The following is a 23,394-nucleotide window of genomic DNA, read 5'->3' as shown; positions in this document are numbered from 1 at the left end:
GCCTGCGTCAGGTGCGCTCCAGCCCGAAAATCCGGTCGCTGTGCTCGGCCAGGTATATCCGCAGCCAGGGCGTGAACCGCTCGGGCGTGGCGGCGATCCCGGCGCGCAGCGCGTTGAGCGTGATCCAGCGTGTCTCCATCACCTCAGCGGGGTCCGGGGCGACCGCGATGCGGTGGCCGACCGTCGCCAGGTAGATGTCCACAAGCTCATGCTCGGTCAGCCCGCCGCCGACATCGGCGCGGTATTCGACCCGGTCGCGATGATGCGGCGCGATGTCGGTGATCCCCAACTCCTGCCGGAGCCGGCGGATGGCGCAATCGCGCGGGTCTTCGTCCCAGTGGGGATGCGTGCAGCAGGTATTCGCCCAGAGTCCGGGGGTGTGATATTTGCCCAATGCGCGCCGCTGGATCAGCAGATGCGCGCCATGCATCAGGAAGACCGACACCGCCTTGTGGCGCAGCCCGGTCCGGTGCGCCTCCAGCTTCTCGACCGGGGTCAGCTCGCCGTTCACCCAGGCCGGGATCATTTCGGTCATGATGCGGTTGCCGGGATCGGGCGGGCCGGATGCGCGATAGTCTTTGCCATGTTCCTGAAATGGGCCATCGGGCGCGCGCGCGCAAGCGTCCTGTGCATGTCGGCCTCGGATGTGAGCTTCCGGACATCCACGTTGCGGCGAAGCGAGACGAATGTTCGTGGTGCTCATTATACGTGTAACAGGCGTCCTGAAACGCGCCCGCCCCCGGAACACAGGGCGGCGGTCGCGCATGAAGCTGCGGGCGTGCCGGGCAAGGCGTTCAACGTGGCGAAAGTTATGTCGCGCGCGACGGCGCGCCCGCGAGAGCCGGAATTTTTCTGCCGCTTGGCTGGAACGCCGGCGGCGGGCGGGCGTTGGGAACGTACACCTTGTGAGAGTACAGTAAGCAAAAGGAGGCAGACATGCGAACTCTTGCCGTATCACTTGCCGCGCTGGGCCTGGCAGCAAGCCCCGTGCTGGCCGATAAAGTCGGTGAAACCACGGGCGCGACGCAGGACTATGCCACGCTGCAAGAAAGCAGCACCGCAGTCGAAAGCGGTGTGTTCCGCACCCGCGATATCGTGGGCAGTGACCTCTACACCACCAACGAGGGTGCCCATCAGGAGATGATCGAAGGCCCCTCGCGGCTGGACCCGAACTGGGTCGATATCGGTGACGTCGAGGACATCGTTCTCGGCGCCCAGGGCCAGATGATCGGCATCGAGGTGGATCCGGATGATGGCCTGATCGGGTCGAGCGACACGGTGTTCCTGCCCGTGGACGAGCTTTCGGTCGTCCATACCGAGGCTGACGAGGTGGTCTATGTCACCACCCGCAGCGAGGAACAGGTCGCCGAGCTCAAGCAGATGAGTAAAGATTTCTGGCAGTAGGGCCAGACGGCGTTCGAGTACCGGAAAGGGGGCCCAGGCGGCCCCCTTTCTGCATGCGCGGACTACACATGCCGAATGGCCGCTTCCGGTGCGGGGCCCGCGTCACCCCGCGAATCGTGCCCTTGTCCGGTTGGCGAATGCAACGAGTGTCAGCATGACCGGCACTTCGACCAGGACGCCGACAACCGTGGCCAGCGCCGCGCCGGAATTCAGGCCGAAGAGGCTGATCGCCACGGCCACTGCGAGCTCGAAGAAGTTCGAGGTGCCGATCAGCGCGCAGGGGGCCGCGATGCGGTGCGGCACCCTAAAAGCGAAGGCCGCCGCATAGGCGAGGACGAAGATGCTGTAGCTCTGCAGGACGATCGGAACCGCGATCAGAAGGATCACGAAAGGTCTGGCGGTGATCACCTGCCCCTGAAGACCGAACAGGATCATCACCGTCACGATCAGGCCGATCACCGAATAGGGCTTCACCCGCGCCTGGAATGCGGCGACCGCAGCGGTCTCGCCGAGGTGCCGGCGTGTCAGCAGGCCGGCGGCGAGCGGCAGCGCGACGAAAAGCAGAACCGACAGGACCAGCGTTTCCCAGGGCACCGCGATATCGGTGACACCCAGCAGGAACGCCACGATGGGCGCGAAGGCGATGACCATGATCAGGTCGTTCACCGAGACCTGCAGGAGCGTGTAGGTCTCGTCCCCGCGCGTCAGTTGCGACCAGACGAAGACCATCGCCGTGCAGGGCGCGGCCCCCAGCAATATCAGGCCGGCGATGTATTGCGACGCGTCCTCGGGCGCGATCCAGGGTGCGAAGACATGCTGGAAGAAGACGACGGCCAGCGCCGCCATCGTGAAGGGTTTGATCAGCCAGTTCACGGCCAGGGTGATCAGCAACCCGCGCGGCTGACGCGCGACATCGCGCAACGATCCGGGATCGACCCCGACCATCATCGGATAGACCATCGCCCAGATCAGCACGGCCACGACCAGATTGACGCTTGCGAACTCCGCCGCCGCGACGGCCTCCACAAGGGATGGGGCCGTGTTGCCTATGACAATGCCCGCGATCATTGCCAGTGCGATCCACAGCGACAGGAATTTCTCGAATACGCCCATGCCATCCAGTCCTTGTTGTCCCGGACCAGCACTTGGGGGACGCGAAATCCGTTTGGCAACACCAAAAACGCCGTGGTGCCACGGCATCGTGGCGGCGCGTCGAATTGACACGCAGGCCCCGCGCACAAGAAAAGGCGGGCCGCATGGGGCCCGCCTTTCTGCCGCTCAAGGCGGTTCGTCCCGTCAGTCCTGTGCGTCCTGCGCGGTGTCGGTGACGGCTTCTCCGGCGCTCTCGATGTCGCGGCCCGCGCCTTCCACGGTATTGCAGGCGGCGAGCGCTATCAGTGCGGCGAAGGGCAGGGCGATGGGTGCGAAACGGGTCATGTAGCCTCCGGTCATGTTGCGTTTGCTCATGCAACCTAACGCCCGAGGCGCCATCCGGTTCCCTGCGCCGGCGCGCGGCGGATTCATTCGGCGGCGTTCGCCTCCCCGGCCAGAACATCCGCGATCTCGAACGTGACCTTCAGGACGAAACAATCCGGTTCCCGGATCGTCCGCAGCGTGCCATCGAGTTGCGCCACGAAGGATCCGATCAGCTTGGAGCCCAGCCCGGACGGGGCCGATTCCTCGTCTCCCTCGCCCTCCGGGTCGGGCCCGGCGGCGCGGGAATTGGCGACCGAGAGGCGGACCTGGCCGTCACCGGGACTTTCCAGCGCGATCTCGATCCAGGGCTGTGCGCCGCCATTCGCGCCGCAATGCTTGATCGCGTTCATCATCGCCTCGGAGGCCAGCAGCGACAACGGAACCGACTGGTCGGGGCCGATCTCCACCGGGCTGAGACGCGTGCTGATGGCGATCCGGTTGCCGGCACCGTCCACGCAGCCCACCGCGACGAGTTGGCCCACGATCTCTCCGAGCAGGCGGTCGGCCTCTATCTGCGAGAGCTTGCTGGAACTGTAGAGATACCTGTGGATCGTCGCCAGCGCCGTCACGCGGTCCTGAACCCGGTGGAGTGCGCGCCGCGCCTCGTTACTCGATGCGCTGCGGATCTGCATGTTCATGATGCTGGAAATGAGCTGGAGGTTGTTTTTCACGCGGTGATGAACCTCCTTGAGCAGGACCGTCTTTTCGGCCAGGTCGCGGTTGCGTTCGGCCTCGTGCTGGTCCAGCCGTTCGGCCATCATGCGGAAGGAGGCGGCGAGCGATTCCAGCTCGCTCGGCGCGCGGTTCAGCCTGGAACGGCTGACATCGAAATTCCCGGTCGAGTATAGCCGCATCCAGGCGTTGAGCCGCCGGACATGCCGGATCACCAGCCGGTGCAGCCCGAAATAGGCGACCACGGCGCTGGCCAGCCACATCAGGAGCGGAAAGAAAAGCGTCAGCCGCTGCCGCGTGCCGGGCACCAGCCCGCCCTGGCCGGGGGCCCAACTTCCCAGCACGTAGACCTTGTCCTCCACGATGGGCACGATGGCGAAGTCTCGGATACTGCCGCGCCGGTCGAGGCCGCGGAAGGTCTGCCGCCCGCGCCGCGACAGGGCGGCCAGTTCCGCGCCCGCTGGCAGGACCGCCTCGACATCGTCCTGGGTGATCTCGGTGGTCAGTATCTTGCCGCGCGCGTCGAAGATCACGAGATCGGCTGTGCGGGTCCAGTCCTCCAGCATGATACTGGCGATCGAATTGGGCATGGATATCCAGACGAATCCCAGAAGCGCGCCGTCCTCGATCACCGGCAGCGTGACGCTCAGCACCGTCTGGCCCGTGATCAGCTCGTGGGGCAGTGTGCTGACCTTCGGTCCGGGGGTCTCCAGCAGGCCCTGGAAGAATACGCTGCCGCCGAGATCCCGGCGCTCGGCCGACGAGGAACAGTTGAGCTGCCCGTCCGCGCCGATGAATCCGGCGAAGACGTAGAATCGGTTCTGGTCCACCAGGCGCGACATGAAGGCGTCGCAGATCGGCGCGAACCCGCTCAGGACGTTCCGCGCCGCGCTCACCGTCTCGGCCGCGCCGAAAGCGGTCTGGATCATCTCCCGTTCCTGGGCGGCGGCGCTTTCGGTCCGGTCCATCAGCGCCGCGCCGGAAAGCGCGCGCGCCTCGCGCTGCACTTCCCATGTCTGGTAGACGGAGATCAGGCCGATGGGCAGCAACGCCAGTGTCAGGATCACGATGAGCCGGGCCGGCAAGCTCGCCCAGAGCGCGCGAAGCCCCGATGGCTCGGTGCCGTTCATGCCGCCGGCTTGCCGGAGACAGCCGCGACGGTCGCGGCGTCCGTCATTTCAATCTGCTCGTCCTCGGCCAGATCCATGAGTTCGGCCAGACGTCTGCGTGCGCGGAATGTCCGGCTCTTGATCGTGCCCACCGCGCAGCCGCACATCTCGGCTGCCTCCTCATAGGAAAAGCCCGAGGCGCCGACCAGCGTCAGGGCCTCGCGCTGCTGGTCGGTGAGTTGCGCAAAGGCGGCGCGGAAGTCGGACATCGCCAGGCGCCCGTCATGGGCGGGTTTCTCGGAAAGCTGCCCGGCCATGATGCCGTCGGGATCCTCGACCTCGCGCCGGCGCTTGCGGTGCATCGAGTAGAAGGTGTTGCGCAGTATGGTGAATAGCCAGGCGCGCATGTTGGTGCCCGGTTCGAACTTGTCGAAATTGCTCCACGCCTTGACCAGCGCGTCCTGCACCAGGTCGTCGGCCGTCGCGGGGTTGTGCGCCAGGCTCATCGCGAAGGCGCGCATGGCTGGCAGATGCTCGACAAGCTCGTCGCGGGGATCGGGTGCGGACATCAGCTCTCCCCCCCGTCTTCGCCTCCGGTTCCGCCCGCGGAATTGCCTTCGCGGCGGCGCAGTTCCTCGAGCAGTTTGAGGAACCGTTCGGGCACCGCTTCTTCCGCGGTTTCCGAATAAGCCCGGCGGAGATTCTCGTCGATTTGCTCTTTGAGCGTGGATTTTCTACGTTCTTTACCCATGATGCCTGCGATCTGCGACTTTTTCCGATTGTAACGGAACCAAACGCCCCGTGTCGCGTTTCGTTCCGTCAGATTGCAGAAAAATTCAGGAAACCTCATGACCGACGCCACATCAAACGAAAGCATCACGGACCTTATCGGTGCCGATCTTCCCTATCTGCGGCGCTATGCGCGTGCCCTAACCGGCAGCCAGGAGACCGGTGATCACTATGCCGCCGCCACGCTGGAGGCGATCCTGTCCGATCCCGGCTGCATCGGCGCGGCGGAAACGGCGAAGGCCGATCTCTTCCGCGTTTTCCACGGAATATGGGTGTCGTCCGGGGCGCCGGTCGAGGCCGGGACAGGTGGCACCGGCATGCAGGAGCGCGCGCAGGAGCATCTCGCGCGGCTGACGCCGAATACGCGCGAGGCGATGCTGCTGCACAGCATCGAGCGTATGACCGATGCGCAGATCGCCCGCATCATGGATATCGCGGAGGCCGATGTCGGCCCGTTGCTGGACATCGCCCGCCGCGAGATGGCCGACAACGTGAAGGGCCGCGTGCTGGTCATCGAGGACGAGGCGATCATCGCGATGGATATCTCGGCCATCGTCTCCAACATCGGGCACAAGGTCACCGGCGTGGCGCGCACCCGCGCACGTGCTATCGATCTGGCGCGCTCCGACCCGCCCGACCTGATCCTGTCGGATATCCAGCTTGCCGATAATTCCTCGGGCATAGACGCGGCGCGCGAGATTCTGACCGAACTGGGCGATCGCCCGGTCGTTTTCATCACCGCATTCCCCGAACGGCTGCTGACCGGCCGGGGGCGCGAGCCCGCCTTCCTTATCACCAAGCCCTATACCGAGGATCAGGTTGTCTCGGCGGTGGGCCAGGCGATGTTCTTCGCCAGTACCGACAGCCTGATGGCGGGCCGCTAGGGACGCCGGGCGTGCGGAACGGCGGCGAAAAAATGGGGCGGCACGGGAACGGCGCCGCCCCTGTTTGTGTGTGGCGGGTTCAGCGCGCGGTGGTGTCAGGGTGCGCGTCCGCCCACGGCCCGCGCGATCAGGGCGACCACGAAGAGCACGATGAAGATGAAGAACAGGATCTGCGCGATCCCGGCCGAGGCCGACGCGATCCCGCCGAAGCCGAAAACGGCGGCGACAAGTGCGACCCCCAGAAAGATCAATGCCCATGTAAGCATGTCCGTAATCCTTTCGATGATTGCCTACCGGTCGCTCAACGCCAGCCCCGGTCTGGCGGTTCCGGAAAATATGCAGGTTCGGCGGGTTGGAACCTGTCCGGCGCCCGGTGCGTTGAAATGCGAGCAACCAGGAACGAACGGAGGATGGAATGGCACAGAAGGACACGGCCGCGCAGGCGGATACCGAACAGCTTTCCAAGCAGATCGAGATGCTCAAGAACGACATCGCGTCGATCTCGCAGACATTGACGGACATGGGCGCGCAGCGCCGGGACGAGGCTGTGGAAGGCATGCGCCGCACCGCGTCGGAGTTGCGTGATCGTGGCCAGGCGCGCGCGGCCGAGGCGCGGGAATATGCCGAAGATACCGGCCATCAGGTCGCCGATGCCGTCCGGCAGCAGCCCGCGACGGCGGTCGGTCTCGCGGTGGGGCTCGGCTTCATCCTCGGATTCCTGACCAGCCGGAGATAGTGGATGGTCGCGTTGATCGAGCGCACGCGCCAACGCGCGCGCCTGGCGGCGCGCATGGCGGCCTTCTCGGTGCTGGGGGTTGTGCTGGTCGGAGTCGGTTGCTGCTTTTTCACGCTTGCGGCCTGGCTGTTGCTGGCCGCGATGGAGGGTCCGCTCTTCGCCGCGACCGTGATCGGTGCGGTCTTCCTGGCGGCCGGCTGCATCTTCCTGGCCGTGGCGGCGGGACAAGGCTCTGCCGCTTCCGCATCGGACCCCCGGACGCAGGCGCAGGAAACCGCCGACCGCCCCCGCCGCACCTCTGCCGGCGCCCACCCACTGACGCTGCTGGCGGAGGGCTTCGTTTTGGGATTGGAGGCGGGCCGGTCGGCTGGCGGCGGCGGCGGCAGGCGGCGCGAGTGATGCGGTCGTTACGCCAGGCTTTCGCGAATCATCTTTTCCGAGAACGGGCGCTTGAGCACGCGCCATCCGTAGTCCGAGACGTCGTCGTCTCCGATCGTCAGGACGACCCGCGCGCCGCGCATCCCGAGCTGCTGGTCCAGTCCCATCGCCACCAGCGTCTCGCGACGGGCTTCCAAAACGGCGGTGGTGATCCGTTCCAGCGTCGGAAGCGCGCCCTGAAGTTCCGCCAGTGTCCTGAAATGAATGACGCGGCACCGGCCCATGGCGCGTATGGTTTCGATCAGGTCCGTGGCGATCAGGCTGTCGCGCTCGACCACCAGGAAGACGGGGATCCCGTCATCGTGGTCTCCCACCGGCACTGGCTTCTCCTTGATCGCAAGACGCATCGCGGTCATCCTTTCTGCCCGCAACTTGTACTATAGCATCAGGACGCCCGCATTAAACTGTGACATGTCAGGAGCGATAACGTTCATGGCTACCCTATGCCGAAACTGCCCGATCCGAAAGCGCCGTATCTTCGCGCCCATGACGCGCCGGGAAGTCGCCTTCATGGAACGGTTCAAGGCCGGCGAGATGAGCGTCGACGCCGGGACCACCCTGCTGATCGAGGGTTCCAACAGCCCGCAGCTCTTCACCGTGCTGAGCGGCATGGGGCTGCGCTACAAGACGATGCCGGAGGGTCGCCGGCAGGTGGTGAACTTCGTTCTGCCGGGCGATTTCGTCGGGCTTCAGGCCGGGGTGATGCGGGAGATGCAGCACTCGGTGGAAGCCAGCACGCCGATGAGATTGTGCGTCTTCCGACGGGACGAGCTCTGGTCGCTTTTCCGCGATCACCCCGAGCGCGCCTTCGACCTGACCTGGCTGGCCGCGGTGGAAGAGCATTTCCTGGGCGAAAGCCTCGCGGCGCTGGGTCAGCTCGACGCGATCGAACGGATCGCGCGGGCCTTCGTCAAGTTCCACGATCACGGCCAGGCGCTGGACCTCGTCACGGGGGGCGAGATGAGGTTGCCCTACACCCAGCAGGATCTCGCGGATGCACTGGGCCTGTCGGTGGTCCATACCAACAAGACCCTGCGCAAGCTCCGGGATCAGCAGGTCGCAAGCTGGCAGAACGGCAAATTGCGCGTGCTCTCCTATGAGCGGCTCTGCGACCTGGGGCAACTCGACCCGGAGCGCGTGCCGCTGCAACGCCCGCTGATCTGAAAGGCCGGAGAACCCGGACGCGTATTTGGCGTTGATGCGGACACCCGCGCCGGAGCCTGAAACCGGCGCGTCCAGGCAAGGGCGAGGCAAGAATGAACGGCAACGGCGGGATCGGCGACATTCTGGACTGTCTGGAGCGACGCGCGCGCCCAGGCGGCACACTGAGCATCGATCAGGTCCTAGGCATCTTCGGGCGGCGTACCTACGGCCCGTTCCTGGCCTTTCCCGCGTTGCTGGCAATTTCGCCCCTGGGCGGCATCCCCGGCGTGCCGACGGGCCTGGCGCTGGTGACATTGCTCTTCTCGCTTCAGATCTTGGCGGGGCGCCGGCATTTCTGGGTGCCCGACCTGCTGCGCGTGCGGCGCCTGGGCGCGGATCGCTTGCGCGGGGCCGTGCAGGCGTTGCGGCCGGCCGCGCGCTGGATGGACCGTTATCTCGGCCAGCGCCTGACCGCGCTGACCGGCCGAGGCTGGAGCCGCATCGCCGCTGGGCTCTGCGCGCTGCTGGCGCTTCTGGTGCCGCCGCTGGAGATCATCCCCTTCGCCGCGACAGCGCCGATGGGTGCCATCGCGCTGCTGGGGCTGGCGGTGCTGATGCGCGATGGCGTGGTGATGATCGTGGCGCTGGTGGCCAGCATCGCGGCGCTGGCCGCGGCGGCGCTGATGCTGCTCTAAGCGCGGGCACACCCCGCGTTAGCGGTGGCATATGCGGGCGGAGCGTGGCAGCCTGCACGGGCAGTCCGGGCCGATTGTCCGGGCAAGGAATTGGAACGGAGGCGGCGCAACATGTCACATGCCATCAGTGACCTCGTGCATCACCGCGCGCGCAGCGGCGACGCGCGGTTTCCCATCCACGAGGTCTTCTTCGATGTTCCCGGCGGGGATATCCGCTATGTCGCGGTCGATATCGGCGGCTGGCTGGAGGCCACGGAGATCCTCGTCGCGGCATCGCATCTCGACGCGCCGCAGGCCGGCGGCCGGGACTGGGCCGTCAGCCTCAGCGAGGAGGATATCGCGGACGCGCCGCGCTGGCGGGATGACACCAGCGACCAGCCCTGGCATATCGAGAACTGGCCACCGCTGGTGGTCGGGCCTTTCGGCTATACCTATTCGCCGCTCCTGATCTACGAGCAGCTCGCCGCCGGGCACGCGGCGGCGGATACGGGACATCCGGCGACCCCTGGAGACAGCCGCGTGCTGCAACTGGAACGCGCGACCCGCTGGCTGGGCAAGCCGGTCTTCGGCAGCGACGGCGAGCTGGGCAAGGTGGACGACCTGATCTTCGACACCGGGGCGATGAAGATAACCCATTTCGTTGTCGGTCAGGGCCGCCTGCTGTCGCATCACGGGCATCTGGTGCCGTTCGGACGGCTGCGCCACATGGCCGAGGGCGACACGCATCTGGTACTCGACATGACCGGGGCCGAGGTCGCGAAGGCGCCCGAACCCGGCTGACCCGCGGCGCCGGAAGGGGAACCGGTCCGGTCGCCGCGGGCTCACCCCGGAAAAGAGCGATCCGGGAGCCCCGTCAGGCTGCCGCGCTCAGGTCGAGCACATGGTGTTCGCCCAGATCGGGCGTGGCATTCGGCTCGGTGGCGGCGCGCAGAAGCTCCAGCCCGAAAAGCAGCCTGCTTTTGCGCGTGCTCCAGCATTCGACCTCTCGGAGCGGCATCTTGAGCAGCCGCACCTTCCAGTCATCGCGGCCTTCCTCGAAGAAGGCCGAGGCCACGGTCGACCAGATTTCGTCGAGTTTCTCCTCGCTCGCGCTGGGGCGCACGGTGCCGCGCAGGCAGGCGTAGTAGTCCTGATCCGGCGTCTGCAACGTGAAATGCCCGGTCGCGCCTTCGCCCAGGGTCTCGACCAGCGTGCTGTCGGCGGAGGCGATGAACCAGATCGCCCGGTTCTCGCGGTCCACGTGATGGGTCATCGGCTGGACATGTCCGCCAGCGCAATCGAGCCCGAGCATCCCGGCCCGGACCTTGGCGAGCTGGTCCCATAATTCGTTCAGCGCGGCGTCCTGCGTTTGTTCGTTATCGGTCATCGGTTCACCTCAAATCTCGCGGGACCATTCATCGACCTGCTTCTCTGCGGCTTCGCGAGCGATGCCGTAGCGTTCCTGCACCAGCCCGATCAGCCGGTCGCGGTCGCCTTGGGCCTGTTCCAGTTCGTCATCGGTGATCTCGCCCCATTTCCGCCGGGCGGATCCCTTGAGCTGCTTCCATTGACCTTTGATCTGATCCCAGTTCATCGTTTTTCCTTTCTCGGTTTCGTGTCCTGCCGGCTCAACGCCCGCGAACGCCGGCGGTTCCTCCGATGCGATCGGGAACCAAGAAGCCCACATGGGGGTTGGTGGCTTTGTTATGAGGGACATGACCCCCAACAACCGGATTTACCTTTCCGCGGTTGTCCTGATCGCTGCGGTGGCCGGATTCACCGGCCTCAAACTTGCCGAGGATGTCGTGGCGCCGCTGGTCTTCGGGCTGGTCAGCGGCGTGATCCTGGCGCCGGTTTCCGACTGGTTCGACCGACGCGGGCTGCCGCGCGCCCTGGTGGCCCTGACGGTGCTGCTCTTCAGCGTCGTATTCCTTGCCGGGATCGCTTTCCTGCTGGAGCCCGTGATCTGGCGGCTGGTGGACGAGTTGCCGCGCATCCGTTGGGAAATCCGCCAGACGATCTACGAGTTCCGGGGGCTCATCCAGGGCATCGACGAGGTCAACGCCGAGATGAAATCCGCGCTGGGCGCGGAACCCGGCATTGACGCCGGCGACGGCGATGCCGCGGATCGGCTGCCGACGGTCACCGACGCGCTGTTGATGGCGCCGCTCCTGCTTGCTCAGGCGGTGATCTTCATGGGCACCCTCTTCTTCTTTCTCCTGACGCGCACCGGCATCTATCGCTGGATTTCCCAACGGCTGGGCGCACGGGCCGACACGCCGGTGATCCTGGAACGCTTCTGCGCCGCCGAATCGCGGGTGTCGCGCTATTTCCTGACCATAACTCTTGTCAATGCCGGGCTGGGCGCGGCGCTGTCGCTGGCGCTGATGAGCATTGGCATGCCCTCGCCCTTCATCTGGGGGTTCGTCGCGGCGCTCTTGAATTACGTGCTCTATATCGGGCCAGCCGCGATGGCCGCGTCGCTGCTGCTGGCCGGTCTCGTGGTGTTCGATGGGCTTGCATCATTGCTGCCGCCAGTAATCTTCCTGACCCTCAACCTGATCGAGGCGAATTTCGTCACGCCCTCGATGGTCGGGCGGCACGTGGCGGTCAACCCGCTGCTCGTCTTCGTCTCGCTGGTCTTCTGGCTCTGGCTCTGGGGGCCTCTGGGCGGGATCGTCGCGATCCCGATCCTGGTCGCGACGCTGGCGCTCTTCGACGTGTTCGGCGACAACCCGATGAGTTGACGCCCGAGGTGCGGACGGATCAGGCTGACTTCTCCAGGATGCCGGGCGGGGGCCCGCCGGGTGCGGTGCGCAAAAGTCGGCCCCCGCCACGGGGGGACGGGGGCCCTATCCGCCGGATCTGGCGGATGTTTCGGCGGATCACCGTTACCGTCTTTGAAGGGCCGGCACATGGTGCCGCCGCGGACCGCGTGCCATGGGGGGACGTTGCGGCCCACCGAAAAAACGCGTGTCGGGCCCGATTGTTCCGACCGAGGCGCCCGGCGGCCGTCAGACGGTCCGTGAGGCGCGCGGCCCGGCGATGAGCCAGACGATGAAGCCGATGAGCGGCAGCAGGATGACAAGCAGCGTCCAGAGAACCTTTCGGCCGGTGGTCTCCGACGATCCGATGATGGAAATGATGGCCCAGAGGTCCAGTATCAGAAGGATCAGGCCGCCAAACCCGGTTATCTCCGTCATGGGAGGTTCCTTTCCGTAACAGTAAAGCGGGTCGAGTCGATCGTTGACCAATGCTCGAACCGGAGGAATGGTTCCCGCAAGGCGTAATGCAACCAGCCACGCCGGGGAGGCGTTGACCGTGATGTTCGCTTCGCTCTCGCTTGCCGCCGTCGTGACGGTCTTCGCCCTTGCTGCGGCCGTCGTGCTGGTCGCGGGCACGGCGATGACCGGGATGGCCGACCGGATCGCCGATCGCACCGGGCTGGGCGAGGCGCTGACCGGCGGCGTGCTGCTGGGTGTTGCGACCTCGCTTTCGGGCACGGTCGTCTCGCTGACCGCGGCACTGGACGGCAACGCCTCGCTGGCCTTCTCCAACGGGGTCGGCGGCATAGCCGCGCAGACCGCCTTTCTGGCGCTGGCCGATATCGTCTATCGTCGCGCCAATCTGGAGCACGCCGCCGCCGAGCTGACCAACATGTTCCAGGCGGCGCTGCTGATCCTGATGCTGGCCATCCCGCTGGCCGCCTTCGTCATGCCGCCGGTGACCGTGCTGGCGGTCCACCCGGCCTCGGTCCTGCTGGTGGCGATCTTCTGCATCGGCGTAAAGGCCACGGGCGAGGTACGCCGGGCGCCGATGTGGAACCCGGTCGATACCGCTGAAACCCGCCGGGATGTGCCCGAAGACGAGGATGACGCGCGCAGGAGCGCCGGGCGCCTGCTGGCGGGGTTCTTCGCGCTGATGCTGATCCTGGGGCTTGCCGGCTGGACGATCGCGCGCGCCGCGGCGGAACTGACGGATCGTCTCGATCTCTCGCAGGCGCTGGTGGGCGCGCTGATGACCGCGGTCGTCACCTCGTTGCCGGAGCTTGTGACGACGATGGCGGCGGTGCGCCGCAACGCACTGCAGCTTGCCGTGGGCGGGATCATCGGTGGCAACACCTTCGACGTGCTCTTCCTGACCCTGTCGGATATCGGCTATCGCGAGGGCTCGATCTATCACGCGGTGGGCAAGGCCGAACTCTTCTGGCTGACCGTCGGCATGGCGATGACCGCCATCCTGCTGCTGGGCCTGATCATGCGCGAGAAGCGGGGGCCCGGCGGGATCGGCGTGGAAAGCCTGTCGATCCTGGCGATCTATTGCGGTGCCGTCATGGTGCAGGCGCTGCAAGGCTGACGCGCCTCGCGTCGCTTTCACGCGGCGTCGGGTTCCAGACATTGTTCGGGAGTTTTTTCGCCGCACGGGGAAACCGGAGCGGGGGGGCGGGCGTTTCCGGGGCATCATGCCACGGCATCGGGCCGGGCACGAAATTTAAGGAGAATGACCATGAAACGTCTTATGGCCACGACCGCCATCATCGCGATGGCCGCCATGCCGGTCTTCGCGGACAGCCACATGAGTTCCGAATCCGGGGCGCAGACCAATATGCAGGAGGGCGCCGACGCGGCGACGGACGAAGGCGCCGCCACCTCGGCCGACGCTGCCACGGAAGGCGACGCCGGCATGGACGAGGGCGCCTCCACATCAGCCGATGCAGCCACGGAAGGCGACGCCGGCATGGACGAAGGCGCAGAGGGCTCCGCGCAGTCGCAGGCCGACGCCGGTGCGTCCGGTGACGAGAGCATGTCCGTCAGCGACGTAAGCTCGCTGACCGCCGAGGAGCTTGAAGGCGTCTCGGTCTATGACTTCAATGACGAGAGAATCGGGGAAATCAACACGTTGCAGCTTAACGACGACGGCATGATCGAACAGGTGATCATCGATATCGGCGGCTTTCTGGGTCTGGGGGAGAAGCCCGTGGCCGTGCCGCTTGAGCAACTCAACATCTCCCGCGAGGAAGGCGCCGACGGCACCATGGGCCGTCTGCGCGTGACCGTGGACGCCACCGAGGAAGAGCTGAAATCGATGGAGCGCTGGGAAGGCTGACGCCGGACCGGACCCAAGCCTGCGAAGGGGCCGCTGCGGTGGCCCCTTTTTGCTGTCCGGAGGGTTGCCCGCGCTTGTTTGCCCGCGCGGGATGTGAAAGATTCGACCCAATCGAGCAGACATAAACCGGGCCAAAGCCACATGCAGGACATGCGGGAGGTTCTCGCCTCCGTTTTCGGATTCAAACGCTTCCGCCCCGGACAGGAAGAGATCGTCGAGGCGGTGATCGCGGGCCGCAACACGCTGGCGATCATGCCCACCGGCGGCGGCAAGTCGCTGTGCTACCAGTTGCCCGCGCTCTGCCGCGACGACGGCGTGACGGTCGTCATTTCGCCGCTCATCGCACTGATGCGCGACCAGGTGCGCGCCCTGCGCGAGGCCGGCGTTGTGGCCGGTGCGCTGACCTCGGGCAACACCGAGGCGGAGACCGAGGAGGTCTTCAGCGCCCTCGACGCGGGGCGGCTGAGGTTGCTCTACATGGCGCCCGAGCGGCTGGCCTCCGGCGGGACCGAGGCGCTGCTCAGGCGCATCGGCACCCGGCTCATCGCCGTGGACGAGGCCCATTGCGTCAGCCAGTGGGGCCATGATTTCCGCCCCGACTATCTGCGCATCGGCGCGCTGCGCGCCCGGCTGGGCGTGCCGCTTGCCGCTTTCACCGCCACGGCGGATGCCGAGACCCGCGAGGAGATCGTGGCGCGGCTTTTCGACGGGCAGGCGCCCGAGACCTTCCTGCGCGGCTTCGACCGGCCCAATATCCGGCTGGCCTTCGCCGCCAAGGACAGCCCCCGCAAACAGCTCCTTTCCTTTGCGGCGGCGCGCAAGGGTCAGCCCGGCATAGTCTATTGCGGGACCCGCGCGCGGACCGAGGCGCTGGCCCGCGCGCTGGCCGAGGCGGGCCACAAGACCGCCTTCTACCACGGCGGCATGGATCCCGAGGAGCGCCGCGTCGTGGAAGCGCAGTTTGCGCGCGAGGACGGGCTGATCGTGGTGGCGACGGTGGCCTTCGGCATGGGGGTGGACAAGCCCGATATCCGGTGGGTTGCGCATTCCGACCTGCCCAAGTCGATCGAGGCCTATTACCAGGAGATCGGCCGCGCCGGCCGCGACGGCGCCCCGGCCGACACGCTGACGCTCTATGGTGCCGACGACATCCGCCTGCGCCGCAGCCAGATCGACGAGGGTCTGGCCCCGCCGGAGCGCAAGGCGGCCGACCACGCGCGGCTCAACGCGCTTCTTGGCCTCGCCGAGGCGCTGAGCTGCCGCCGCCGCAAGCTGCTGGCCTATTTCGGCGAAACCGCCGAGCCCTGCGGCAATTGCGATCTCTGCGAGACGCCGGCGGATGTCTTCGACGGGACCGAGGCGGTGCGCATGGCGCTCTCGGCGATCCTGCGCACGGGCGAGTTCTTCGGGGCGGGCCACCTGACGGATGTCCTGACCGGCAACGCGACCGAGAAGGTCCGCGCGCGCGGCCATGACGGGTTGCCGACCTTCGGCGTGGGGCGGGCCTATGACCGGCGCATCTGGCAGGCGGTCTTCCGGCAGATGATGGGGCATGACCTGATCCGCCCCGATCCCGAACGCTTCGGCGCCTTCCGCATGACCGACGCCGCCCGCCCGATCCTGAAGGGCGAGGCCGCGATCGAGCTGCGCCGCGACACCATGACCCGCGGTGCCGCCCGCCCCGCCGTCAAGGCGCTGGTCTCCGAAGAAGACGCGCCGCTGCTCTCGGCGCTCAAGGCCAAGCGCCGGGCGCTGGCCGAGGAGGCCCGCGTGCCAGCCTATGTCATCTTCAACGACCGCACGCTGATCGAGATGGCCGAGCGGCGGCCGGAGACGCTCGACGCGCTGGCGGGCATCACCGGCGTGGGCGCCACGAAGCTGGAGAAATACGGCGCCGCCTTCCTTGCGGTCATCACCGGGGCGGCGGCCGAGCGGCCCCACCCGGCGCGGCGCCGGCTGGCCGGGCAGGCGGGCGGCCTGCTCTACGACCGGCTTCTGGAGGTGCAGAGCGACCTGACCCGCGGGTCGGACGGCACGGCCAAGCCGATGAGCTGTCCGGCCGGGCTGATCGCGAAGCTGGCGGAGCTGCGCCCGGCGGACATGCGGGGGCTGGAGCGCATCCTGGGCGCGCGCCGCGCCGAACGCTTCGGCCCGGCCTTCCTGGAGGTCCTGCAGGAGGCCTGAGGCGCTGGACGCCGCCTGTCGGGACGCTATGGTCCGGGCGACGCTCATGACGGGGGGAAAGGCGCATGCTGGTTGTGGTATCGCCGGCCAAGAAACTCGACTGGTCCGAGGCGCCCTATGGCGGCTCGATGACGGATCCGGTCTTCGCCGCTGAAGCCGCCGGGTTGCGGGACGTGGCCCGGAGACTGTCGCCGGCGCAGTTGCAGAAGCTGATGCGGATCAGCCCGGCCCTGGCCGCGCTCAACTTCGAGCGGTTCCGGGCGTTCTCGGCCAGTCCGGACCCTGAAAGCCTGCGCCCGGCGGTCTTCGCCTTCGCGGGCGATACCTATCAGGGGCTGGAGGCGCGCAGCCTCGACCCTGACGAGATCGCCTGTGCGCAGGTGCGGCTGCGGATCCTTTCAGGTCTCTACGGGGTGCTTCGGCCGCTCGACGCGATCCAGCCCTACCGGCTTGAGATGGGCAGCCGGCTGGGCACGAGCCGGGGCCGCACGCTCTATGACTGGTGGGGCGACCGGATCGCGGAACGGCTCAACGCGGATGCCGAAGCGGCAGGCACGGACCTGCTGGTGAATTGCGCCTCGGTCGAGTATTTCTCGGCCGTGTCGGAGGCGCTTCGGCCGCGCGTCGTCACACCGGTCTTCCTGGAGGAGCGGGACGGCAGCCGGAGCATCGTGAGCTTCCATGCCAAGCGGGCGCGCGGCGCGATGGCGCGGTTCATCCTCCAGCGCCGGATCACCGCGCCCGAGGGGCTGCACGATTTCGACGCCGGGGGCTATGCCCATGCGCCCGATCTGTCGGAGGGCGACCGGATGGTGTTCGTGCGGGCCTGGCCCGCGGCCTGAGCGGCGGCGCCCTGAAAAGAGTATTCCGCCTCCGGCGGGGATATTTGAAGCAAGAAGAAAGCGGCGGTCCGGTCAGCCGAAATCGCCCTGGCAGAACCAGCCGCCCGAGGTCAGCCGCCCGCGGGCGTGGAACAGCCACAGCCGCGCACCGTCCTCGGTTTCCACGCGCCAGTAGTCGCGCGGGCCGCTGCGCCAGTCGGGATCGTCGAGCCACCATTCCGGCGCGATGCGCTCCGGCCCGGCCGCCTGCGCGGTGCGGAACCGGCGCCGGCGCCAGCGGAAGGCGGCCGGGGGGCGGCCATCCGTCTCGACCGTGACCGGCTCGGGCCGCCAGAGCAGAAGCGGGCGCGGCGCGGGCGGCGCGGGCCAGTCCCCGGCCGGGTCCGACCAGGCGGCGGCCATGTCATGCGCGGTCTTTTCCGGGATATGACTCTCGGCCGGGTGGGCGCGGGTGATCGCGTCCAGCCCGATCCGCGCGCCGATCCGCGCTATGAGATCGGCCTCGGCGGGGGCGGCGGCGCGGGGGGTGTGGGCGGCGTCCTGGCGCGGCGCGACGGGTTCGGTCACGTAAGCCTCCAGCCGCAGCCGGTCGATGCCGAACCCGGCTTCCAGCGCGTTGGCCTTCATCGCCAGGAGCGGACGGATCTGCGCGGCCTGCCGCATCGGGCGGGCCAGGCCCAGCGTGACGCTTTGTGTCGTGCGATCGCAGCGTTCGATCTGCAGCCGCAGCGCCCGCGCCCCGCGGCCTGCGCGCTCGAGCCGCGCGCAGAGCGGCGGCAGCAGCTGGTCGATGGCGGCCAGGATGTCGTCGGTGAGCCCGATCGGCTCGGGCAGGGTCAGGCGGGTGGCGAAGCGCGGCGGCGCCGGCGCGGGGGAGAGCGGCTCGTCCAGAAGGCCCAGCGCCTGGTCCAGCCTGCGGGTGAGCGCCGGCCCGAAGCGCCGGGCGAGCGGGGCCCGCGGCGCGCCGGCCAGATCGCCCACATGCCGCAGCCCCATCCGGTTGAGCCCGGCCACGGTATCGGGATCCAGCCGCAGGGCCGCCACCGGCAGCGGCGCCAGCGCACTACGGGTCTGCCGGGGGGCGGCGATGCGGCCGGTGCCGGCGGCGGGCGCGGGCGGCGCGCCGATGCCTGTCCGGTGGTGCCGCCGCGCCGCGCGGGAGCGGGTGGCGCGGGCCTCCTGGTCGATCGCATCGCCGCTGCGCGCCGGGGCGGCGGGCTGGTCGGCGAAGCGCGCCAGCGCCCAAGCCGCGCCCTGGGTGTCGGCCAGGCCGGCGCAGAGGCTCAGCCCGTGGCGGGCGCAGCCGGCCTCGATGCGCTCCAGAAGCGCGGCCTCGCCGCCGAAGAGATGCGCGCAGCCGGTCAGGTCGAGCATCAGCCCGTCCGGCGGGGTTTCCGCCACCCAGGGAGAAAATATCCCGGCCCAGCGGCGCAGCGCGGCCAGGAACGCCTGTTCAGTGGCGGGATCGGCGGGGCGGGTGACCAGCGCGGGGCAGAGCGCCAGCGCATCGGCCAGCCGCTGCCCCGCCGCCAGGCCCGCAGCGCTGGCCGCCGCCGAGACGCTGGCCAGGTGCCGGCTGTTGGCGGCCTCGGCCACGATCGCGAGGGGGGCGGTCAGACCGGGTGCCTGCCGCAGGACGCGCTCGGCCGCGAGCCGGGGAAGCCACAGGGAAAGGAAACGTCGCCGGGACATGACGGGAAAGCTATATGTTCGCTATTTGTTCCAAATCTAGCGCGCCATATGGGCGGAGTCGAGGGGCCGGGCGGGCCGGGGTCTCTCAGCGCGGGGAGCGCTTGGCGAGGATGCGTTGCAGGGTGCGGCGGTGCATGTTGAGCCGCCGCGCGGTCTCCGACACGTTGCGGTCGCACATCTCGTAGACGCGCTGGATATGCTCCCACCGGACCCGGTCGGCGGACATCGGGTTCTCGGGCGGCGGCGGCAGTTCCTCGCCATCGGCGAGCAGCGCATTGGTGATGTCGTTGGCGTCGGCGGGCTTGGACAGGTAATCCGTGGCGCCCATCTTGACCGCCGAGACCGCCGTCGCGATGGCGCCATAGCCGGTCAGCACGATGATCCGCGCGTCGGGACGCTTGCCGCGCAGAAGTTCGACCACATCGAGGCCGTTGCCGTCCTCCAGCCGCAGATCGACCACCGCATAGGCGGGAGGACGAGCCGTCGCGATGGCCTTGCCGGCGGCGACGGAGAGCGCCTGTTCGGGCGCAAAGCCGCGCTTTTCCATCGCGCGGGCGAGCCGGCGCAGGAAGGCTTCGTCATCGTCGACGATCAGCAGGGAATTGTCGTCACCGATCTCGCGCAGCTTGCGTTCCGCCATCCATCCGTCCCTTGAAAAACTTTCGTTCCCAAACTTCTAGAACGCGGCTGGCCTGCGGTCAAATGTCACGTTTGGGCGTCGATGTAACACGCGACGGTATCGGCGATCTGTTCCGGCGTCGCCTCGCGGCGGAAGAACTCCACGAAGCCGTGGCCCGGCAGGACGAGATAGGTATAGGTTGTGTGATCGACCAGGTAGAACTCGTCATCCTCCTGATCGTTCAGCTTGAAGTAGACGCGGTAGGCCAGCGCGGCGGCGCGGGTCTGGTCCGGCGTGCCGGTCAGACCGACCATCTTCGGGTGCAGATAGCCGGTGAAATCCTTCATCACCTCGGGTGTGTCGCGTTTCGGATCGACGGTGATGAAAACCGGCTGCACGTCGTAGCCGCGTCCCGTCAGCGCATCGACGGCCCCGGCATTGCGGGCATTGTCCAGCGGGCAGACATCGGGGCAATAGGTGTAACCGAAATAGACCAGCGACGGCTTGGTGAAGACGTCCTTTTCGGTCACCGTCTCACCCTCGGTATTCACCAGCTCGAACGGTCCGCCGATCTGGTCGGAACCCGCGACGGTCGCCGAACTGCAGGAGGCGAATTCGCTCTCCTCCTCCCGGCCAAGGAAGGACATCGCCGCGATGGCACCCAGGAAGGCGGCGGCGAGTACGGCGGCGGTTATGGCGTAAATCCGGGTCATGGAAAATCCTGTCGGCTCGTTCAGCTTCGTTGATCTGCGAAGATAGGCTCTCTATCAAGTCGGGACAGGGCTTGTGTGACAAAGAACCCCAGAAAAGATCATGGCCGACCCGAGCGCGTTTCTCCTCCAGACCGGCACCCGCCGCAAATGGGTGCGGCTGCGCACGCTCATCATGCTGCGCTGGCTGGCGATCGCCGGGCAGATGTCGGCCATCGTCTTCGCCAGTTTCTACCTGGGGATGCGCATCAATCTGGGCCTGTGCCTGCTGGCGATCGGCGCGTCGGTCATCTCCAACCTGATCGCGGTCTTCGTCTATCCCGAGAACAAGCGCCTGGGCGAGCGCGACGTGTTGCTGACGCTGCTTTTCGACCTGTGCCAGCTTGCCTTCCTGCTCTACCTCACGGGCGGTCTGAACAATCCTTTCGCGCTGCTGATCCTGGCGCCGGTGACCATCGCGGCGACGGCGCTGCGGCTGCGCGACACGGTCTTCCTGGGGGCGATGGCGATCGTGCTGATCTCGATTGTCGCTCTCTGGAACGAACCGCTCAGGGACGCGCAGGGCTACATCCTGCTGATGCCGCGGATATTCCTCTACGGCTTCTGGATCGCGCTGGTGATCGGCGTGGTGTTCCTGGCCGCCTATGCGCGGCGCGTGACGATGGAGATGCATTCCATGTCGCAGGCGTTGCTGGCCACGCAGATGGCACTCTCGCGGGAGCAGAACCTGACCAATCTGGGCGGCGTCGTCGCGGCGGCGGCGCATGAGCTGGGCACGCCGCTGGCCACGATCAAGCTGACCAGCGCGGAACTGGCCGAGGAACTGGCCGACCGGCCCGACCTGCGCGAGGATGTCGAGTTGATCCGCGATCAGGCCGATCGCTGCCGCGACATCATGCGCTCGATGGGGCGGGCCGGGAAGGACGACCTGCACACCCGCCACGCCCCGCTGGAAGAGGTGATCCGCGAGGCTGCCGAGCCGCATTCGGGGCGCGGCGTCGAGCTGATCTTTCAGATTGGGCCGGATCGTGGCGGCGATTCCGAGCAGCCCGAGATCTGGCGCCGGCCCGAAATCATCCACGGGCTGCGGAACCTGGTGCAGAACGCCGTGGATTTCGCCCACGCCCGCGTCTGGGTGGATGCGCAATGGAGCGACGAGAAGATATCCATCCGAGTCGCAGATGACGGACGGGGCTACCCGCCGGACATGCTGGGCCGGATCGGGGACCCGTTCCTGCGCCGCCGCAAGCATGGCAGTGCGCGGGCCGAGGAACGGCCCGGCTACGAGGGGATGGGACTGGGCCTCTTCATCGCCAAGACGCTCCTGGAACGCTCCGGCGCGGAGGTGAGCTTTGCCAACGGCTCGGACCCGTTCCTGGCGCCGACCGAGCGGCCGGAACGCTCGGGCGCCATCGTCGAGGTGGTCTGGCCGCGCGCCGGCATCGCGCTTGCGCCGGGCGACGGGCGCGCGGCGCTGGGTGAGAACCAGCCGATTCGCGTCTGACGCCTGTCGCGGCCCCTGACGTTTACCTTTCGTTAACCCTGGGCCGGCTAGGCTCGGCGCCAAGGGTGCGGGAACAGCAGGGGCGATGGGGACGCGATGTTGGAAATCGGCATTCTGACCTTCTGGCAAGTGTCCGGGGTCGTCGCCGCCGCCAGCCTGGGGACCGCGGTCGCGGTGCTGCTGCTTCTGTCGCGCAGCCTGCCGCGCCCACCCGACTTCGACGCCCCCGGACCGGTGACGGATACGATCACGCTGCCCGCGCGGGATTTCGGCGAGATGCAGCGCCAACTCGACGGGTTGCGCCGCGCCACCGAAGGCGCGCCGGTGCTGATCTGGTGCCAGCGCAAGGACGGCACCATTCACTGGGCCAACTCCGCCTATCGCGACATGCTCGCCACCGCAGGGCTGACCCGGCCCGCACCCGATGGCGGGCTTCCGTCGCTTTTCGGGCCGCTCGCGCCGGGGCAGGCGCCCGCCGAGGGCACGTCCCGGCGGATGTCGGTCGATCAGCACGGCGATCCGCGGAAATGGTGGTTCGACTGGCAGGTGCAGCAGCTCGACGGCGGCGAGGTGCTGAATTACGCCGCCCATGCCAATCCGGTGGTCCGCGCGGAGGAGGCGTTCCGCAATTTCGTCCAGACCCTGACCCTGACCTTCGCGCATCTGCCCACCGGGCTGGCGGTGTTCGACCGCAAGCGTCAATTGGGCCTGTTCAATCCCGCGCTGAGCGACCTGACCCGGATCGAGCCCGAATGGCTCAGCGCGCGGCCGACGCTCTATGCCTTTCTCGACCGGCTGCGGGACAAGCGGATGATGCCCGAGCCCAAGGACTACAAGAACTGGCGCCAGCGCATGAGCGAGCTGGAACAGGCCGCGGCCGACGGCACCTACGAGGAAACCTGGCCGCTGCCCGGCGGCCAGACCGTCGGCCTCATCCCGAAGGCGCGCTGGCCTTCCTGATCGAGGACATCACCGCGGAGGTGTCGCTCAAGCGCAGCTTCCGCGCCGAACTGGAGCTCAGCCAGTCGGTGATCGACAGCCTGCCCGAAGCGGTGGCGGTCTTCTCGCCCGCGGGGCGGCTGGTGGTGTCCAACAATGCCTATGCCGCGCTCTGGGGCAGCGATCCATCGACCATGCTGGGCGAGATGTTCCTGTCGGAGGCCAGCCGGGACTGGCAGGATCAGTGCACACCCAGCCCGGTCTGGGACGATCTGCGCGATTTTGCCACTCGCCGCCACGACCGGGCGGAATGGACCGTCGACCTGACGCTGCTCGACGGGCGCGGCCTGCGTTGCCGCGTCACGCCGCTGGCGGGGGGCGCGACGCTCTGCGCCTTTTCGGTGCAGGGGGCGGCGCTGCCTGCGGATGACGCCGCGCAGGCCGTACGCGCCCACTGACCCCTTGCAGGCGGG

The 23,394-nt window shown here is 67.6% G+C and carries 29 protein-coding genes; 15 read left to right on the top strand and 14 right to left on the bottom strand.

All coding sequences use genetic code 11. The features are described from left to right. Nucleotides 1-7 precede the first annotated feature (7 nt). Complete coding sequence (gene idi / locus DDZ14_RS04675) at nt 8-535, bottom strand: isopentenyl-diphosphate Delta-isomerase (RefSeq protein WP_109423785.1); 528 nt, start codon at nt 533-535, stop codon at nt 8-10. A gap of 401 nt (nt 536-936) precedes the next feature. On the opposite strand from idi, the gene DDZ14_RS04670 reads away from it, so the two are divergent. Continuing rightward, nucleotides 937-1,404, top strand: a complete 468-nt coding sequence (locus tag DDZ14_RS04670) for a PRC-barrel domain-containing protein (RefSeq protein ID WP_109423784.1) — start codon at nt 937-939, stop codon at nt 1,402-1,404. Nucleotides 1,405-1,506: 102 nt separating this feature from the next. Here DDZ14_RS04670 and arsB read toward each other — a convergent pair whose 3' ends face one another. The 5 genes from arsB to DDZ14_RS19950 form a co-directional block, all read right to left on the bottom strand. After that, nucleotides 1,507-2,517 carry an ACR3 family arsenite efflux transporter gene (arsB, locus tag DDZ14_RS04665; RefSeq protein WP_109423783.1) on the bottom strand — a complete coding sequence of 337 codons (1,011 nt, stop codon included), beginning with the start codon at nt 2,515-2,517 and terminating at the stop codon, nt 1,507-1,509. 183 nt (nt 2,518-2,700) lie between these two features. Continuing rightward, nucleotides 2,701-2,871, bottom strand: a complete 171-nt coding sequence (locus tag DDZ14_RS04660) for an entericidin A/B family lipoprotein (protein WP_369914477.1) — start codon at nt 2,869-2,871, stop codon at nt 2,701-2,703. 53 nt (nt 2,872-2,924) lie between these two features. Beyond that, nucleotides 2,925-4,682, bottom strand: coding sequence for a sensor histidine kinase (locus DDZ14_RS04655; protein ID WP_109423782.1), 1,758 nt, complete (start codon nt 4,680-4,682; stop codon nt 2,925-2,927). Further along, the gene (locus tag DDZ14_RS04650; RefSeq protein ID WP_109423781.1) at nt 4,679-5,230 is read right to left on the bottom strand and encodes an RNA polymerase sigma factor; all 552 of its coding nucleotides are present in this window, start codon (nt 5,228-5,230) and stop codon (nt 4,679-4,681) included. The genes DDZ14_RS04655 and DDZ14_RS04650 overlap by 4 nt, the downstream gene beginning before the upstream one ends. Next, the gene (locus tag DDZ14_RS19950; protein ID WP_233252481.1) at nt 5,230-5,511 is read right to left on the bottom strand and encodes a NepR family anti-sigma factor; all 282 of its coding nucleotides are present in this window, start codon (nt 5,509-5,511) and stop codon (nt 5,230-5,232) included. The genes DDZ14_RS04650 and DDZ14_RS19950 overlap by 1 nt, the downstream gene beginning before the upstream one ends. Between DDZ14_RS19950 and DDZ14_RS04640 the strand changes: the two genes are divergently transcribed. Then, nucleotides 5,510-6,334 (top strand): response regulator, encoded by an 825-nt coding sequence (locus tag DDZ14_RS04640; protein ID WP_109423780.1) that lies wholly within the window; start codon nt 5,510-5,512, stop codon nt 6,332-6,334. The two genes, DDZ14_RS19950 and DDZ14_RS04640, sit on opposite strands and share 2 nt — an antisense overlap. 95 nt (nt 6,335-6,429) lie before the next feature. Here DDZ14_RS04640 and DDZ14_RS04635 read toward each other — a convergent pair whose 3' ends face one another. Continuing rightward, nucleotides 6,430-6,600, bottom strand: coding sequence for a DUF1328 domain-containing protein (locus tag DDZ14_RS04635; RefSeq protein ID WP_109423779.1), 171 nt, complete (start codon nt 6,598-6,600; stop codon nt 6,430-6,432). A gap of 149 nt (nt 6,601-6,749) precedes the next feature. On the opposite strand from DDZ14_RS04635, the gene DDZ14_RS04630 reads away from it, so the two are divergent. Continuing rightward, on the top strand, nt 6,750-7,070 hold the full coding sequence (locus DDZ14_RS04630) for a YqjD family protein (protein WP_109423778.1): 321 nt from the start codon (nt 6,750-6,752) through the stop codon (nt 7,068-7,070). 3 nt (nt 7,071-7,073) lie between these two features. Next, nucleotides 7,074-7,469 (top strand): phage holin family protein, encoded by a 396-nt coding sequence (locus DDZ14_RS04625; RefSeq protein WP_109423777.1) that lies wholly within the window; start codon nt 7,074-7,076, stop codon nt 7,467-7,469. An 8-nt stretch (nt 7,470-7,477) separates the two neighbouring features. On the opposite strand, the gene DDZ14_RS04620 is transcribed toward DDZ14_RS04625, so the two are convergent. Then, nucleotides 7,478-7,855 (bottom strand): hypothetical protein, encoded by a 378-nt coding sequence (locus tag DDZ14_RS04620; RefSeq protein WP_146193090.1) that lies wholly within the window; start codon nt 7,853-7,855, stop codon nt 7,478-7,480. 85 nt (nt 7,856-7,940) lie between these two features. Here DDZ14_RS04620 and DDZ14_RS04615 point away from each other — a divergent pair, with 85 nt between their 5' ends. From DDZ14_RS04615 to DDZ14_RS04605, 3 genes are all read left to right on the top strand, one after another. Further along, the gene (locus DDZ14_RS04615; protein WP_109423775.1) at nt 7,941-8,672 is read left to right on the top strand and encodes a Crp/Fnr family transcriptional regulator; all 732 of its coding nucleotides are present in this window, start codon (nt 7,941-7,943) and stop codon (nt 8,670-8,672) included. A 92-nt stretch (nt 8,673-8,764) separates the two neighbouring features. Next, nucleotides 8,765-9,346: an exopolysaccharide biosynthesis protein gene (locus tag DDZ14_RS04610; RefSeq protein ID WP_109423774.1), complete on the top strand. Its 582-nt coding sequence runs from the start codon at nt 8,765-8,767 to the stop codon at nt 9,344-9,346. Between the two features lie 111 nt (nt 9,347-9,457). Then, nucleotides 9,458-10,126 carry a PRC-barrel domain-containing protein gene (locus DDZ14_RS04605; protein ID WP_109423773.1) on the top strand — a complete coding sequence of 223 codons (669 nt, stop codon included), beginning with the start codon at nt 9,458-9,460 and terminating at the stop codon, nt 10,124-10,126. A gap of 73 nt (nt 10,127-10,199) precedes the next feature. On the opposite strand, the gene DDZ14_RS04600 is transcribed toward DDZ14_RS04605, so the two are convergent. Together DDZ14_RS04600 and DDZ14_RS04595 are read right to left on the bottom strand one after the other, a co-directional pair. Next, nucleotides 10,200-10,712: a pyridoxamine 5'-phosphate oxidase family protein gene (locus tag DDZ14_RS04600; protein ID WP_109423772.1), complete on the bottom strand. Its 513-nt coding sequence runs from the start codon at nt 10,710-10,712 to the stop codon at nt 10,200-10,202. A 9-nt stretch (nt 10,713-10,721) separates the two neighbouring features. After that, nucleotides 10,722-10,919, bottom strand: coding sequence for a CsbD family protein (locus tag DDZ14_RS04595; RefSeq protein WP_109423915.1), 198 nt, complete (start codon nt 10,917-10,919; stop codon nt 10,722-10,724). 112 nt (nt 10,920-11,031) lie between these two features. Between DDZ14_RS04595 and DDZ14_RS04590 the strand changes: the two genes are divergently transcribed. Then, entirely contained in the window at nt 11,032-12,072 is a 1,041-nt protein-coding gene (locus DDZ14_RS04590; RefSeq protein WP_109423771.1) for an AI-2E family transporter, read from the top strand. Nucleotides 12,073-12,339: 267 nt separating this feature from the next. Here DDZ14_RS04590 and DDZ14_RS04585 read toward each other — a convergent pair whose 3' ends face one another. Further along, complete coding sequence (locus DDZ14_RS04585) at nt 12,340-12,528, bottom strand: PLD nuclease N-terminal domain-containing protein (protein WP_109423770.1); 189 nt, start codon at nt 12,526-12,528, stop codon at nt 12,340-12,342. Nucleotides 12,529-12,649: 121 nt separating this feature from the next. On the opposite strand from DDZ14_RS04585, the gene DDZ14_RS04580 reads away from it, so the two are divergent. The 4 genes from DDZ14_RS04580 to yaaA all read left to right on the top strand — a co-directional run bounded on the left by DDZ14_RS04580 (nt 12,650) and on the right by yaaA (nt 17,457). Next, the gene (locus DDZ14_RS04580) at nt 12,650-13,681 is read left to right on the top strand and encodes a sodium:calcium antiporter (protein WP_109423769.1); all 1,032 of its coding nucleotides are present in this window, start codon (nt 12,650-12,652) and stop codon (nt 13,679-13,681) included. Between the two features lie 150 nt (nt 13,682-13,831). Next, a complete protein-coding gene (locus DDZ14_RS04575) occupies nt 13,832-14,431 on the top strand; it encodes a PRC-barrel domain-containing protein (RefSeq protein ID WP_146193089.1) in 600 nt (199 codons plus the stop codon). Between the two features lie 141 nt (nt 14,432-14,572). Continuing rightward, complete coding sequence (gene recQ, locus DDZ14_RS04570; protein ID WP_109423767.1) at nt 14,573-16,615, top strand: DNA helicase RecQ; 2,043 nt, start codon at nt 14,573-14,575, stop codon at nt 16,613-16,615. Between the two features lie 65 nt (nt 16,616-16,680). Further along, on the top strand, nt 16,681-17,457 hold the full coding sequence (gene yaaA, locus DDZ14_RS04565; RefSeq protein ID WP_109423766.1) for a peroxide stress protein YaaA: 777 nt from the start codon (nt 16,681-16,683) through the stop codon (nt 17,455-17,457). Between the two features lie 72 nt (nt 17,458-17,529). Here yaaA and DDZ14_RS04560 read toward each other — a convergent pair whose 3' ends face one another. The 3 genes from DDZ14_RS04560 to DDZ14_RS04550 form a co-directional block, all read right to left on the bottom strand. Next, on the bottom strand, nt 17,530-19,149 hold the full coding sequence (locus DDZ14_RS04560) for a DNA polymerase Y family protein (protein WP_109423765.1): 1,620 nt from the start codon (nt 19,147-19,149) through the stop codon (nt 17,530-17,532). 85 nt (nt 19,150-19,234) lie between these two features. Beyond that, the gene (locus tag DDZ14_RS04555) at nt 19,235-19,789 is read right to left on the bottom strand and encodes an ActR/PrrA/RegA family redox response regulator transcription factor (protein ID WP_109423764.1); all 555 of its coding nucleotides are present in this window, start codon (nt 19,787-19,789) and stop codon (nt 19,235-19,237) included. A 65-nt stretch (nt 19,790-19,854) separates the two neighbouring features. Beyond that, nucleotides 19,855-20,481, bottom strand: a complete 627-nt coding sequence (locus DDZ14_RS04550; protein WP_109423763.1) for an SCO family protein — start codon at nt 20,479-20,481, stop codon at nt 19,855-19,857. A 100-nt stretch (nt 20,482-20,581) separates the two neighbouring features. Here DDZ14_RS04550 and regB point away from each other — a divergent pair, with 100 nt between their 5' ends. From regB to DDZ14_RS04535, 3 genes are all read left to right on the top strand, one after another. Then, complete coding sequence (regB, locus tag DDZ14_RS04545) at nt 20,582-21,982, top strand: sensor histidine kinase RegB (RefSeq protein ID WP_109423762.1); 1,401 nt, start codon at nt 20,582-20,584, stop codon at nt 21,980-21,982. A 96-nt stretch (nt 21,983-22,078) separates the two neighbouring features. Then, the gene (locus DDZ14_RS04540; RefSeq protein ID WP_109423761.1) at nt 22,079-22,942 is read left to right on the top strand and encodes a PAS domain-containing protein; all 864 of its coding nucleotides are present in this window, start codon (nt 22,079-22,081) and stop codon (nt 22,940-22,942) included. Between the two features lie 20 nt (nt 22,943-22,962). Beyond that, complete coding sequence (locus DDZ14_RS04535; protein ID WP_109423760.1) at nt 22,963-23,379, top strand: hypothetical protein; 417 nt, start codon at nt 22,963-22,965, stop codon at nt 23,377-23,379. Nucleotides 23,380-23,394 lie beyond the last annotated feature (15 nt).

Source organism: Maritimibacter sp. 55A14 (assembly GCF_003122205.1).
GTDB lineage: Bacteria > Pseudomonadota > Alphaproteobacteria > Rhodobacterales > Rhodobacteraceae > QEYE01.
The sequence above is the reverse complement of the archived record's forward strand: the minus strand, read 5'-3'. Positions and strand labels throughout refer to the sequence as shown.